Source organism: Mesobacillus sp. S13 (genome assembly GCF_020422885.1).
Lineage (GTDB): Bacteria > Bacillota > Bacilli > Bacillales > Cytobacillaceae > Mesobacillus > Mesobacillus selenatarsenatis_A.
On sequence record NZ_CP084622.1, the window covers coordinates 1,626,383 to 1,639,157 of the forward strand.

The 12,775-nt window shown below is 42.6% G+C and carries 16 protein-coding genes; 10 read left to right on the forward strand and 6 right to left on the reverse strand.

The window, feature by feature from the left end; translation table 11 throughout:
- Window positions 1-79: 79 nt before the first annotated feature.
- Window positions 80-1,549: an aminotransferase class I/II-fold pyridoxal phosphate-dependent enzyme gene (locus tag LGO15_RS08120; RefSeq protein ID WP_226087291.1), complete on the reverse strand. Its 1,470-nt coding sequence runs from the start codon at window positions 1,547-1,549 to the stop codon at window positions 80-82.
- Between the two features lie 221 nt (window positions 1,550-1,770).
- Between LGO15_RS08120 and LGO15_RS08125 the strand changes: the two genes are divergently transcribed.
- Both LGO15_RS08125 and LGO15_RS08130 read left to right on the forward strand, forming a co-directional pair.
- Window positions 1,771-2,730, forward strand: a complete 960-nt coding sequence (locus LGO15_RS08125) for an NAD(P)H-dependent flavin oxidoreductase (protein ID WP_226087292.1) — start codon at window positions 1,771-1,773, stop codon at window positions 2,728-2,730.
- A 111-nt stretch (window positions 2,731-2,841) separates the two neighbouring features.
- Complete coding sequence (locus tag LGO15_RS08130; protein ID WP_226087293.1) at window positions 2,842-3,132, forward strand: UPF0223 family protein; 291 nt, start codon at window positions 2,842-2,844, stop codon at window positions 3,130-3,132.
- 116 nt (window positions 3,133-3,248) lie between these two features.
- Here LGO15_RS08130 and LGO15_RS08135 read toward each other — a convergent pair whose 3' ends face one another.
- Window positions 3,249-3,869 carry a YktB family protein gene (locus LGO15_RS08135; protein ID WP_226087294.1) on the reverse strand — a complete coding sequence of 207 codons (621 nt, stop codon included), beginning with the start codon at window positions 3,867-3,869 and terminating at the stop codon, window positions 3,249-3,251.
- A 170-nt stretch (window positions 3,870-4,039) separates the two neighbouring features.
- Here LGO15_RS08135 and LGO15_RS08140 point away from each other — a divergent pair, with 170 nt between their 5' ends.
- The 3 genes from LGO15_RS08140 to LGO15_RS08150 all read left to right on the forward strand — a co-directional run bounded on the left by LGO15_RS08140 (window position 4,040) and on the right by LGO15_RS08150 (window position 5,785).
- Entirely contained in the window at window positions 4,040-4,234 is a 195-nt protein-coding gene (locus tag LGO15_RS08140) for a hypothetical protein (RefSeq protein ID WP_167831879.1), read from the forward strand.
- A gap of 292 nt (window positions 4,235-4,526) precedes the next feature.
- Window positions 4,527-5,330, forward strand: a complete 804-nt coding sequence (locus LGO15_RS08145; RefSeq protein ID WP_226087295.1) for an inositol monophosphatase family protein — start codon at window positions 4,527-4,529, stop codon at window positions 5,328-5,330.
- An 86-nt stretch (window positions 5,331-5,416) separates the two neighbouring features.
- Complete coding sequence (locus tag LGO15_RS08150) at window positions 5,417-5,785, forward strand: GNAT family N-acetyltransferase (RefSeq protein WP_226087296.1); 369 nt, start codon at window positions 5,417-5,419, stop codon at window positions 5,783-5,785.
- A gap of 34 nt (window positions 5,786-5,819) precedes the next feature.
- Here the strand turns inward: LGO15_RS08150 and LGO15_RS08155 are convergent, their stop codons facing one another.
- The gene (locus LGO15_RS08155; RefSeq protein WP_167831876.1) at window positions 5,820-6,005 is read right to left on the reverse strand and encodes a YlaF family protein; all 186 of its coding nucleotides are present in this window, start codon (window positions 6,003-6,005) and stop codon (window positions 5,820-5,822) included.
- A 154-nt stretch (window positions 6,006-6,159) separates the two neighbouring features.
- On the opposite strand from LGO15_RS08155, the gene typA reads away from it, so the two are divergent.
- The 3 genes from typA to LGO15_RS08170 are packed head-to-tail and all read left to right on the forward strand — an operon-like array spanning window position 6,160 to window position 8,634.
- Window positions 6,160-7,995 carry a translational GTPase TypA gene (typA, locus tag LGO15_RS08160; RefSeq protein ID WP_167831875.1) on the forward strand — a complete coding sequence of 612 codons (1,836 nt, stop codon included), beginning with the start codon at window positions 6,160-6,162 and terminating at the stop codon, window positions 7,993-7,995.
- Window positions 7,996-8,014: 19 nt separating this feature from the next.
- Window positions 8,015-8,329 carry a YlaH-like family protein gene (locus LGO15_RS08165; protein WP_167831874.1) on the forward strand — a complete coding sequence of 105 codons (315 nt, stop codon included), beginning with the start codon at window positions 8,015-8,017 and terminating at the stop codon, window positions 8,327-8,329.
- A gap of 11 nt (window positions 8,330-8,340) precedes the next feature.
- Window positions 8,341-8,634: a hypothetical protein gene (locus tag LGO15_RS08170; protein WP_226087297.1), complete on the forward strand. Its 294-nt coding sequence runs from the start codon at window positions 8,341-8,343 to the stop codon at window positions 8,632-8,634.
- A gap of 469 nt (window positions 8,635-9,103) precedes the next feature.
- Here LGO15_RS08170 and LGO15_RS08175 read toward each other — a convergent pair whose 3' ends face one another.
- Window positions 9,104-9,304, reverse strand: coding sequence for a YlaI family protein (locus LGO15_RS08175; protein ID WP_167831872.1), 201 nt, complete (start codon window positions 9,302-9,304; stop codon window positions 9,104-9,106).
- Window positions 9,305-9,460: 156 nt separating this feature from the next.
- Between LGO15_RS08175 and LGO15_RS08180 the strand changes: the two genes are divergently transcribed.
- Window positions 9,461-9,916, forward strand: a complete 456-nt coding sequence (locus LGO15_RS08180) for a pyridoxamine 5'-phosphate oxidase family protein (RefSeq protein WP_226087298.1) — start codon at window positions 9,461-9,463, stop codon at window positions 9,914-9,916.
- 20 nt (window positions 9,917-9,936) lie between these two features.
- Here LGO15_RS08180 and LGO15_RS08185 read toward each other — a convergent pair whose 3' ends face one another.
- Complete coding sequence (locus tag LGO15_RS08185; RefSeq protein WP_226087850.1) at window positions 9,937-10,521, reverse strand: YhcN/YlaJ family sporulation lipoprotein; 585 nt, start codon at window positions 10,519-10,521, stop codon at window positions 9,937-9,939.
- A 311-nt stretch (window positions 10,522-10,832) separates the two neighbouring features.
- Here LGO15_RS08185 and LGO15_RS08190 point away from each other — a divergent pair, with 311 nt between their 5' ends.
- Window positions 10,833-12,173: a PhoH family protein gene (locus LGO15_RS08190; protein ID WP_226087299.1), complete on the forward strand. Its 1,341-nt coding sequence runs from the start codon at window positions 10,833-10,835 to the stop codon at window positions 12,171-12,173.
- Window positions 12,174-12,254: 81 nt separating this feature from the next.
- Here LGO15_RS08190 and LGO15_RS08195 read toward each other — a convergent pair whose 3' ends face one another.
- Window positions 12,255-12,755 carry a molybdopterin-binding protein gene (locus LGO15_RS08195; RefSeq protein ID WP_226087300.1) on the reverse strand — a complete coding sequence of 167 codons (501 nt, stop codon included), beginning with the start codon at window positions 12,753-12,755 and terminating at the stop codon, window positions 12,255-12,257.
- Between the last annotated feature and the right edge of the window lie 20 nt (window positions 12,756-12,775).

A 12,775-nucleotide genomic window follows, 5' to 3' on the forward strand; every position in this document is an offset into this window, starting at 1 on the left:
AATAGATAAAAGGGCATGCCTGCTGCATGCCCTTTTTTGTCTATTCTTTTTACATCGTTTCGTCTTGACTGGCTTGATGTTATCGTATTGCTTTATGTTCCTTGATTACCCTGAAAGATTTAAGCTCATCATCCTCTGGTCCTTGTACTGGAAGGCCGGCTTCCATATTTGTTTTGATATATAAAAGGTTTTCTTGAGTGATGATTTCTCCTGGAATGAAAATTGGAATTCCAGGCGGATAAACCATGACGAACTCTGCAATGATCCGTCCTTCTGATTCCTCGACAGGAATAACCTCTGTATCCGCATAAAATGCATCTCTAGGTGTCAATGCCAGCAAAGGAATATCAGGAAGCATGACTTCGGCATGGACTTTTTCGGCTAAATGGTGGAATTCACTAGAAAGTTCACGTAATGCCTGAACAAGTATTTCTGCTTCCTTTTGGGTGTCACCTGGTGTAATGATACACAGGATATTGTACAAATCAGAGAGTTCCACTTCGATATTGTATTTTTCGCGAAGCCATTTCTCGACTTCATAACCTGTAATATTAAGATCCTTGATGCTGATGAGTACTTTTGTCGGGTCAAAATCAAAAGTGGCATTAGTTCCAAGCAGGTCTTCACCAGGACAGTAGAGATGTTCGATCTCATTTACCTGTCCACGAATCCATTGCGCCAGCTTGATGGTCCTGTCAATGATGTCCCTTCCTTCAATTGCAAGCCTTCTCCTCGCCGTATCCAATGAAGCGAGCAACAGATATGAGGTAGAAGTGGTCGTCAGCATGCTGATGATCGATTGGACGCGTTTGGCTGAAACAAGGCCTTCTTTTACATTGAGTATGGAGCTTTGAGTCATTGATCCGCCAAGCTTATGAACGCTGGTGGCTGCCATATCGGCTCCAGCTTGCATGGCTGAAAGCGGGAGGTCCTCATGGAAATGGATATGGACACCGTGTGCCTCATCCACTAATACCGGAACATCATATGAATGGGCGATCTCGACGATTTTCTTTAGGTCAGCTGCAAAACCAAAATACGTTGGATTAATGACGAGCAGACCTTTCGCGTCAGGGTGCTGCTCAAGTGCTTTTTCAACAGCATCGGTTGATATACCGTGGGAAATACCTAGTTTTTTGTCAATCTCCGGATGGATGAAAATAGGGATGGCACCGGAAAAAACAATTGCGGACATGATTGATTTGTGCACGTTCCGTGGAACGATGATTTTATCCCCAGGTCCGCAGACAGTCATGATCATAGTCATGATGGCACCGCTTGTCCCCTGAACTGAAAAGAAAGTATGGTCTGCACCGAAAGCATCAGCCGCCAACTCCTGGGCCTGCTTGATTATTCCTTTAGGGGAATGGAGATCGTCGAGCGGACCGATATTGATCAAGTCAATTGACAGGGCATTATCGCCAATGAATTCTCGGAACTCAGGATCGATTCCGCTGCCTTTCTTATGTCCAGGTATATGAAATTGGATTGGGTTCTTTTCTGCGTGCTTCAACAGGCTAGTGAATAGTGGTGTTTCGTTTTGTGACAATTGATGATCACACCTCTTTAACGTATTGGATTCCCTTTTTATAGGTTATGATTATGGTTCCTTTTTTAAAAAAATAAAACAAATGCATTATAGCACTAATCAGGGTGTTTGCAAAGAATTTCAAAATAACCAGAAAAACGGCAATCCTGCTTCAAGAAAACAGGAAATATGGCTTCTTTAATAGAAGTATTAAAGATACAAGAATGTGAAGGAGAGGGAATATGAACTGGAAAACAGATGTAACGACCCTATTAGGTATACAATACCCTATTATCCAGGGAGGACTCGCGTATCTTGCATATTCTGAGCTTGCTGCTGCGGTATCGAATGCAGGAGGACTCGGCCAGATCACGGCGATGTCACTCCCTGACCCTGATGCGCTGAGAACGGAGATACATAAAGTAAGGAAACTGACTGATAAGCCATTTGGTGTTAATTTTGCCATCGGCCAGCATGGAAGGCCATTTTCCCATTACCTGGATGTAGCGATTGAAGAAGATGTTCCCGTCATATCAATGACAGGTGGCAATCCGGCACCTATCTTTGAACAGCTAAAAGGAACTTCTATTAAAAAATTGGTTCTGGTGGCAGCGAAGAGGCAAGCCCAAAAAGCAGAAGAGCTGGGAGCAGACGCAGTTATGGTTGTCGGACAGGAAGGAGGCGGCCATCTCGGGAAAAGTGATATAGGCACGATGGTGCTTATACCTGCAGTTGTCGATGCAGTCAAAATACCAGTCATTGCTTCTGGTGGAATTGGAGATGGCCGTGGCTTGATGGCAGCATTAAGCCTGGGGGCCCATGGGATTGAAATGGGGACCCGTTTCATCGCGACAAAAGAGTGCGTTCATGCGAATGAACTGTACAAGCAAAAGCTAGTGGAGGGCAGTGAAAACGATACGACTGTTATAAAAAGAACATTAGGTATGCCAGCAAGAGCGATTGCCAACCCATTGACTGAAAGAATCCTTGAAATCGAGAAGCAAGGCGGAGGCTATGAAGATCTAAAAGAATTGATAAGCGGGACTGCAAACCGAAAGTATATTTATGATGGTGATGATGAACATGGCTTTGGCTGGGCTGGCCAGGTGATGGGATTAATAAAAGACTCTCCTACAGTAGCTCAGTTATTTGCCAGGATTATTGACGAGGCTGAGGAAATCAGAACAGACTGGAGCAAGTAACACTATGCTTTGCTTGCGCTGCCTGATAAATAACGATACAATCGATTAACAGAAAAGGGATAACCGGGAAAGGCTGATCCCTCAGACAGCATAAAAAGCAGGTGAAATAAAGTGGAATACCAATATCCGATTGACTATACCTGGTCGACTGATGAAATTGTCGATGTCATCCATTTTTACGAATGCATCGAAAAAGCTTATGAAAAAGGAATTGACCGTGACTTGCTGCTTCAGGCGTACAGACGATTTAAAGAAGTCGTCCCGGGAAAAGCTCAGGAAAAAACTCTCTTCAATGAATTCGAAGAAGTTAGTGGTTATGTCCCTTACCAGGCAGTAAAAGAAATCAAACAAACCGGTAGCGGTGAAAAGATTAAAGTCGTTCCGAAAAGGCCAAAAAGATAATAGAATGAACAAAGAAAGAGCCCGTGCAAAATGGGCTCTTTCTTTTTGTCTAAAACTGATTCGCATCTCCTTGAGACTCTTGTCGGAAATGGGCAGTCGCCTACTCATTTCATGGTTTATGCCAATCTATATAGGGGTAATGTTTCTTTAAATACAAACTCAATTTTCGAAAGCATTTCATCACTGTTTAACTTGACGGCTTCCTCACGAGGGATGTTCAGACCGCAAAGGATTTCAGCTTTTTTCACAGTTTGAAGTCGCTTGAACATGGAAAGAAGTTCTTCCTTCGAGAGTTCACTGTGAAGAGTGGCTTCTGGTTTCATATGGTCGATTGACCAATAGAAATCCTTAGGTGTGCTGGTGTAGATGGAATCGATGTTCTCTTCCAGTTTCTTACCGATGTTTTCCTTATCAGGTGCTTCGTAAATGACAGCAAACCAGATAAAGACATGGGTCTCCCACAAACCAATCTGGAAATGGGGCAGCATCTTATAGCCTCTTGGATTGCTGGCAAATGCCACCCAAGTATCCTTTGGCGGATTTTTCGTCCTCCTGGCATGTTTGGCTACATGGTAATGCATCTCATCGCCGGCAATGTTTGAGAGGGTTGGAGCGAAGTGCTGGCCTAGTTCTTCCAGTTTAGGTCGAATCTGGGACTTTAAAGCATCCATTCGTTCATCAAGGCCGTCTATTTTAAAAACATCGAAATCTGCTTGTTCAAAACCTGAAAATGACAATATAAAAACCTCCTACTACTTTGTCAAATATTGTAGCAAAATCTTTATAAAAAAAGAAGCGACAGGCATTTTCCGAGAACCATGGGTATACGCACATATTTGTACCATAGACGATTGGAGATTCATACAATAAATAAAAAAACAGAAATTTAATAGAGGAGTGTAAATGAATGAAACAACTTATAAATTCAACAAGGAAAAGAAATGGTGAGCTCCAAAGAACTGCTGTACTGCGTTTGGAAATGGATTATGAATTAGCCACTCTTTTTGATGCAATGTCAGAATCTGATAAATCAAAAATGAAAGAATGCAAACAGAAACTTGAACGGATTCGACAAGAATTACTAAGATTAAAAGCTCTGTAATACAATGTTCCATGAGAGAAGCAGATAAATTATGATGATTGAACTGGAAAACTGCAGAAAACGAGACACTTGACGAACTCCTGTAAAACTGATGGAGTTCGTTTCTTATGTAATGGATGTAGAAAATCAGGCAATATGCGTAGATGCTGGAGTAACATCCTGGTTATTTTGTATGTTATATAGTTGCCAGGGGGAATCCTATTACTTGATGATGTTGAACATAATCCGATAAGCTAAAATAGATTCCAAAAGCTTGTATGATCTTAAAAATAAGTGAACGGGGGAAAGCTGTATGGAATATAATCTGAAGGAAATCGATACATACGCTAAGAGCTGGATCAAAGAAGCTGGTGAAAATATCAGGGCTTCTTTTCCTAAAACTTTAAATGTGACATCAAAATCAAATCCCAATGACCTGGTTACGGATATTGATAAAGCGACAGAGCAATATTTTATCGAAAAGATAAAAGGTACCTACCCTGACCATCGCATCATGGGTGAGGAAGGGTATGGGGACGAAGTAAAGTCCTTATCAGGAGTAGTCTGGATTATAGACCCTATTGATGGAACCATGAATTTTGTTCATCAACAGCGAAATTTCGCCATTTCCATTGGCATTTATATTGATGGTGAAGGAATGATCGGACTTATTTATGATGTGGTCCATGATGAACTCTATCACTGTATAAAAGGGAATGGAGTTTATTTAAACGAAAAATCGATTCCTAAACTAACTGAAGCCAAGGTCAATGAAGCGATCATCGCTCTCAACGCTACCTGGGTTGCACCTAATAAACGAATCAATCACGAATTGCTCATCCCCCTTGTAAAGGATGTGAGGGGAACACGTTCCTATGGTTCTGCGGCCATGGAAATGGTGTATGTTGCAACGGGCAGAATAGATGCTTATTTGACGCCAAGGCTTGCACCATGGGACATTGCAGCCGGTATCATCATGATTAAGGAACTTGGTGGAGAAGCCACGGATCTTAGAGGGAGCGAACTCGATTTGCTTCAACAGAGCTCTCTGTTTGTCTCAAAGCCAGGCCTTCACAAAGAAATCCTTGAAAATTACCTAAAGGATGGAAAATGGTGAATTTAACTTTTCGGCGATTTGAAAATGGGGATTTAGATTTTTTTCAAGAATTAGTATCATCTAGTTCAAAATGGAGAAAAAATGAATTGGGGAACTTGACTTTAGAAGAGTACCTGGAAGAATATGAAGAATTTCCTGGTCAATGGAGGATCTGGGAAAAGCCAGCAAGCCCTGTAGCAATGTCATATCACCTAGAGGCGGCTCCTTCCAACAAAAAACCGTGGCTTGGCACAATATTAGTGAAGGCAGAGGAAAGGCGACGGGGAATCGCATCTGAAATCCTGAACCAGCTTGTAGAGGAGTCCATGGTGAATGGAAACCGGGCGATCTTTGCCGCTGTCCCAATCGATGAATATGAGTGGTCCAACTTCCTTACAGATTGCGGGTTTGAACAATTCAAAACAGAAGAAAACAAGGGCGAAACATTTTTGATCATGGTCCGCCCTCTTGAATGACCGGCTGGGAATCCAGGCGGTTTTTTTATTCAATTTAAAGTTCTCCTGCTTCTCTCATCTTCTTTTTTTTCTTAAAACCGAATCCCATAACGAAAACTAGGGCGACGATACACGCGAGAGTACCGAGAATGCTTCTTTCCCCGATTGCGATTCCAATACCGATCATGCATGAAGCGGCTGCAAATGCGAAAAATAATAATGGCCATTTTATCTGCTTCAAGTTGTTTCCCTCCATTCGACAATTGGTGCAAATAAATAATATATTTAATTGTACATTAAAATGCTTTTAGGTTTCTACTCTTATTGTGTTATAATATGTAAGTTGTGTAAAAAGCCAATAGATAAATTACGATATTAAAGGCAGGGTGACTTTTTTGAAATTAAGAGAAGATATTAGAAATATTGCGATCATTGCCCACGTTGACCACGGTAAAACGACATTGGTCGACCAGCTACTGAAGCAATCAGGTACATTCCGTATCAATGAGCATGTGGAAGAGCGCGCGATGGATTCAAATGATTTGGAAAGAGAACGAGGAATTACCATCCTCGCGAAAAATACAGCGATTTCTTATAAGGATACACGCATTAACATTCTTGATACTCCTGGGCACGCTGATTTTGGCGGCGAAGTTGAGCGTATCATGAAAATGGTTGACGGCGTCTTGCTTGTTGTCGATGCTTATGAAGGCTGCATGCCGCAAACACGCTTTGTTTTGAAAAAGGCACTTGAACAGCATTTGACACCAATCGTGGTCGTGAACAAGATTGACCGTGATTTTGCTCGTCCTGCTGAAGTTGTAGATGAAGTCCTTGACTTGTTCATCGAACTTGGTGCAGACGAGGATCAGCTTGAGTTCCCAGTTGTTTATGCATCCGCAATCAATGGAACAGCAAGCATGGATCCTGAAAAACAGGATGAAAACATGCAGGCATTGTATGAGTCAATTGTTGACCATATCCCTGCTCCTGTTGATAACCGTGAAGAGCCGCTTCAATTCCAGGTTGCCCTTCTTGACTACAATGACTATGTGGGAAGAATCGGGATTGGCCGTGTATTCCGCGGAACGATGAAAGTAGGCCAGCAGGTAGCACTGATGAAGCTTGACGGTTCGGTAAAGCAATTCCGTGTAACTAAGATCTTTGGTTTCTTCGGTTTGAAGCGTCAGGAAGTACAAGAAGCTCATGCAGGGGACCTAATTGCTCTATCCGGAATGGAAGACATCAATGTTGGTGAAACTGTGTGTCCATTCGACCAGCAGGATCCGCTGCCGGTTTTACGTATTGATGAGCCGACATTACAGATGACTTTCCTTGTCAATAACAGCCCATTCGCAGGCCGTGAGGGTAAATACCTGACTGCAAGGAAAATCGAAGAAAGACTTCGCGCACAGCTGCAAACCGATGTTAGTCTTAGAGTAGACAACACAGATTCTCCGGATGAGTGGATTGTTTCTGGCCGTGGAGAACTGCACTTGTCAATCCTGATCGAAAACATGCGCCGTGAAGGCTACGAGCTTCAAGTGTCAAAACCTGAAGTTATCGTAAGGGAAATCGATGGAGTAAGATCTGAACCAGTTGAACGCGTTCAAATCGATGTTCCTGAAGAACACACAGGATCAATCATGGAATCGATCGGTGCACGTAAAGGCGAAATGCTTGATATGATTAACAATGGAAGCGGCCAGGTTCGCTTGATTTTCAATGTACCGGCACGTGGACTTATTGGATACACAACAGAATTTTTAACATTGACTCGCGGATATGGTATCATAAACCATACATTCGACAGCTATCAGCCTATGCTTCAGGGCCAGGTAGGCGGACGCCGCCAGGGTGTTCTCGTATCAATGGAATCCGGAAAGGCATCTACTTATGGTATCATGCAGGTAGAAGACCGTGGAACGATTTTCGTTGAGCCAGGTACTGAAATTTATGAAGGCATGATTGTCGGCGAGCACACTCGTGAAAATGACATCACTGTCAATATCACAAAAGTGAAGGCAGCAACGAATATTCGTTCTGCAAACAAAGACCAGACATCGGTCATCAAGAAACCAAGAATCATGACTCTTGAAGAATCTTTGGAATACTTGAATGAGGATGAGTATTGCGAAGTTACTCCAGAATCAATCAGACTCCGTAAAAAGATTCTTGATAAGAATGAGCGTGAAAGACAGGCGAAAAAGAAAAAATACGCTGAAGCTTAATTAAGTAGGGGGAAGAAGTATGGATGTAAGCCAGAGGTTATCATTTTTTGCAGCATTATTCAGGGTAGATGAAAATCCGACAGTTGGTATGTGGATGCTTTACCTTACAATTGCCGCTCTCAGCATCCTTGTATATAAACTAGGATTCGCACAGAAGCTGCCATTGTTTAAGAGTATCGTCATCTATGTGTTTCTGTTACTTGGCTCTACAGTCCTGACCTTCCTTGCTATTTTCCTTCCCATCACGGAAGGACTTGTGGTCGCAGCGCTTATCCTGATCATTTACAAGCTCAGGCTGCGCCAGCATAAAAAAGCAGAAGCGAATGTCAAATAGGAGTTGGGGAAATGAAATCACTCCAGGATGCAATTTATAATTGGCTGACCATCAAAATTGTCAGCGACGCTCGGCCAGAAGATACAGCTGCAAAAGATACAACAGACCTGTTCGAGCAAATTCTTGCTGATGAACACAATGTTGAATCAAAAGAATTAAAACGAGACGCATTAATGTATTATGTCACAGTCATTCAGGAAGGCGATTCTAAGGAATACCGCTTCCCTCGTGACCTGATTGAAGTCATGCTCGACCAAATCAGGCAAGAACCTGACAAATACTTGAATTACCCAGAAGAAGAATAGAGAAAAATCCGCCCAGGAATGGGCGGATTTTTTTTGTGATTTAGCATGGTGAAAACCTTATTAATACAAAGGAGGGAATACTTGAATGGAACTCTTATAGAGGAGAAAAGTGATGCATAAGGGTGTCTATCGTGAGGGACGGGATCCTTATAGGGAGTGAAAGTGATGCATAAGGGTGTCTATCGCGAGGAACGGGATCCTTATAGGGAGTGAAAGGGATGCATAAGGGTGTCTATCGTGAGGAACGGGACCCTTATAGAGAGTGAAAGGGATGCATAAGGGTGTCTATCGTGAGGAACGGGACCCTTATAGAGGAGAAATGGGATGCATAAGGGTGTCTATCTCAAGGAACGGAATCCTTATAGAGGAGGAAAAGCTTGCATAAGGATACGATTCATCAAGAACCGTACCCTTATAGAGGAGGGGAAGCTTAGTTGCCCGATTCCAATACTCCTATTTGGTTAAACAATCACCAATCATCCTTCTTTATATTTGAACGGTATAGCTTAAAGTTCCCTGTGGCGATTCGGTTGTTTGTTTTATCGGCAATTCGTTCATTGCATGGTTCACACATATATGTATGGATCGGCCGGTTCCTTAGCCGCTTAGCCTGAAGGGTATCGCTGTTAATATTCTCGATTTTGTCGCACAGTACACATTTGACTCTCATTGTTACACCTCTTATCAATAATTATCATACATAGCCTAGTTGAGATTGGATTATATTATAGTATATCATGGTTTCCAGGACGAACAGGGAAAATCATTTGATTTGCCCTGATTAAAGGGTTCGTAGTACTATTATGATAGTGTAAGGAGGGTGAATATGGCAAATCAAGTAGAACCTAAACTGATCAAACCATTGTTTGATGAACTACAGAAAGAGCGTTTTGTTACCTTGGCAACAGTGGACTACGAAACCGGCGGACCGAATGTCAGTGCAATTTCATGGGTGCTGGCCAAAGATGAGGATACTGTTTACTTTGCGGTAGATAACCGTTCTCGAATCATCGAGAATATCAAGAGCAATGACAAAGCGGTAATCAACCTGATCGCAAATGAATCTACATATTCCATCAGCGGGACAGCGAGCGTCAAGCAGGAAAAACTTGAAGGTGTACCGTTGAAGCTGGCATTAGTTGAAATCAAGGTCGGCGAAGTAAGGGACGTTATGTTCTATGGGTCAAAAATTGTCTCTGAACCTCAATACGACAAGACATATGATAAAGATGCAGCAGCGCGCCTTGATAATCAGGTGATGGATGCAATGAGAAAAGCTTAGTCAATCGACTAAGCTTTTTGTCATTTATGATAGTTGGATTGTTTTTCCTGTTCCTTCTCCAAATCTTTTTGTTCATCCTCGTTGAGTTTTTTCTTTGGGTCTTCAGTAGGGCTTTTTGTCTGAGGTTCAATCATGTCTGCAGGAACCTCTGGCATCACTCTTCCAGTTATGTCTGAAAGCTCGTTCATGATCCCCTGAATTGGCTGGCCGTTCTGTATATCCTCTGATATCTCCCTCAATCTCGCTGTGATATCGGGGTCCGCAAGCACGACTGCCCTAGCACCGTGCGGATCCTTTTTTAAAGCTTCGGCCACTGTATATTTAACAGTGTCTACTTCAGATCTTTCCATCTTATCATTTACGTCAATTCCAACGATGGCATAGCGTCCGACTACTACAGCAGCAGCGTCGTCAACATTCGGGATGTGAGTGGTCAAGTTTACCAGATGGCGGGAGATCTTCTGGCCAGATTGGCGGTCCACGTTTTCAATGACACTATTCTGGACCTTGACCTTATGATCTTTGTCATCTGTGTTTGCATTGTTCTGTCCATTGCACGCAGTCAAAAGCAATACAATCGAGATTGCAGTAACCAATCTTATCATCAATGAACCCCTCCGATTATTTATTTGTAAAAAGTCATGAATACACAGTTATGAATGAAAATATAGAAGGCATTTTCTTATCCCGACATTTTCCTATGACTTTTTCTCAGCGGTGCCCAATAGGAAGGGCCCTCAAGTGAGATTGCAAAAGGCTGCAGAGTCTTTGGCAGAAGGTATTAAAAAGAAATGCTCAAATGTTATTGTGCAAAATATCTTCTATCTTTATTCAAAAAGTCATATATTTTACCAAAGTCCCGGCCAAGGCTGCCAAGTTGGCCTGAGTCGAGATCAATAAGGCGGGAGGCATCAATTTGAGTAAAATATACGTACTGGATACAAACGTCTTACTACAGGATCCGCACGCGATCTTTTCCTTTCAAGACAATGAAGTTGTCATACCTGCTGTAGTTCTGGAGGAAGTGGATTCAAAGAAAAGATATATGGATGAGATTGGGCGCAATGCACGCCAGGTTTCAAGGCTTATAGATGGCATGAGGGAGACAGGTAAGCTGCATGAGAAAATCAATCTTGAGGGCGGTGGAACGCTAAGAATTGAATTGAACCATCGATCCTTCCATCAACTCCAGGAAATCTTTGTTGAAAAAACAAATGACAATCGAATACTGGCGGTAGCTAAGAATCTGAGTCTGGAAGAAGAAACGAAGGAAGATGGGCGCCCCGTGATCCTTGTCAGTAAGGACGCGCTTGTCCGAGTCAAAGCAGATGCCATCGGGCTGATTGCAGAAGATTTTTTAAGTGACAGGGTGGTAGAAATTAACCATCTGTATTCGGGCTATGCCGAAGTGTACTTAGAAATAGAAGAAATCAATCGTTTTTATGAAAAAGGAGAATTGAATATCTCTGATTTAAAAGGGCAAAACTTCCTTTACCCCAATCAGTTTGTCATCATGAAGGATATACTGGGCAGTTCTGCATCGTCAATAGGTATGGTCGATTCAAAAAATAAAAAAGTGAAAAAACTTGTTTTTGAACATGAAGGAAAGCATATTTGGGGAATCAAGCCGAGAAATGTTCAGCAAATCATGGCGATGGAACTGCTTTTGCGGCAAGACATGCCTTTAATCACCTTGATAGGGCGTGCAGGAACGGGGAAAACTTTGCTCGCTTTGGCATCTGGACTTCTTCAGACGGAAGACCTGGGCATATTTAAAAAGCTGCTTGTTGCTCGGCCGATCGTGCCTGTAGGGAAGGATCTTGGCTTCTTGCCTGGTGAAAAAGAGGAAAAGCTAAGACCATGGATGCAGCCTATTTATGATAATCTTGAATTTCTATTCAACACAAAAAAACCTGGCGAACTTGATGCCATCCTCGCCGGAATGGGTTCAATCGAGGTAGAAGCATTAACGTATATCAGGGGACGGAGCATACCAGATCAATTCATTATTATTGACGAAGCACAGAACCTGACAAAGCATGAGGTGAAGACGATCCTCACAAGGGTGGGGGAACGAAGTAAAATCGTCTTGATGGGCGACCCTGACCAGATTGACCATCCATACCTGGACGCCTACAATAATGGCCTGACTTATGTGGTGGAAAAATTCAAGGACCAGCAGATTGCCGGTCATGTGCGGCTCGTTAAAGGAGAACGTTCACCTCTTGCCCAGCTAGCAGCCGATCTATTGAATTAAGAACTTTCAAGAAGAAATTCAAGGGAAGAGGCAATAATAAACGGGCATCAGGATGATGCCCGTTGGAAGTGCCTTTATAACTTATTCCACTTTGAATCCGGTAACATTCTTGATCGGATTGTCCTTATTGGAGCCATCCTGATAATAGACATGCAATGGTCCGTCTTCTTTTAGAGGCTTTCCGTCCCTGGAAAAGCCGAGGATGATCTGAGTGGCTTCTACCAGAGGAAGTGCTGCCTGAGCATTATCACCATACTCAATTATAACAGTCTTCGCAGTCTGATCTGGTTCGGCATTAACGAGAAATGGCTTGAAGGGAATGCCAAAAGTGCCTGTCAGCACTTTTTCCTTCTCAAACTTCACTTCTGTCTTGAGTGTTGGCGGATAGACAGCACCCTCCATAATTTCACGGTCCCAATGTTTTGAAACAGATTTCGTATACTCCTCAAGGGCATCATCAGCCTTCTGATCTTCACTGAAATATGTATTCAAGTCTACTTTACGGTCGTCGAAAATCCAGACACCAGGATCCAAGGTGATTTTGTATTTGACTTTACCTGTAATAGGGATGATTGTCTCCATAATTTCCTCCTGAATTTTTA

Excerpts from the sequence above, each read along its gene's own strand:
- LGO15_RS08165 (WP_167831874.1), top strand. The coding sequence starts at position 8,015 with ATGGATGTAAGCCAGAGGTTATCATTTTTTGCAGCATTATTCAGGGTA.
- LGO15_RS08175 (WP_167831872.1), bottom strand. The coding sequence starts at position 9,304 with ATGAGAGTCAAATGTGTACTGTGCGACAAAATCGAGAATATTAACAGC.
- LGO15_RS08180 (WP_226087298.1), top strand. The coding sequence starts at position 9,461 with ATGGCAAATCAAGTAGAACCTAAACTGATCAAACCATTGTTTGATGAA.
- LGO15_RS08170 (WP_226087297.1), top strand. The coding sequence starts at position 8,341 with ATGAAATCACTCCAGGATGCAATTTATAATTGGCTGACCATCAAAATT.
- LGO15_RS08140 (WP_167831879.1), top strand. The coding sequence starts at position 4,040 with ATGAAACAACTTATAAATTCAACAAGGAAAAGAAATGGTGAGCTCCAA.
- LGO15_RS08125 (WP_226087292.1), top strand. The coding sequence starts at position 1,771 with ATGAACTGGAAAACAGATGTAACGACCCTATTAGGTATACAATACCCT.
- LGO15_RS08145 (WP_226087295.1), top strand. The coding sequence starts at position 4,527 with ATGGAATATAATCTGAAGGAAATCGATACATACGCTAAGAGCTGGATC.
- LGO15_RS08195 (WP_226087300.1), bottom strand. The coding sequence starts at position 12,755 with ATGGAGACAATCATCCCTATTACAGGTAAAGTCAAATACAAAATCACC.
- LGO15_RS08185 (WP_226087850.1), bottom strand. The coding sequence starts at position 10,521 with ATGATAAGATTGGTTACTGCAATCTCGATTGTATTGCTTTTGACTGCG.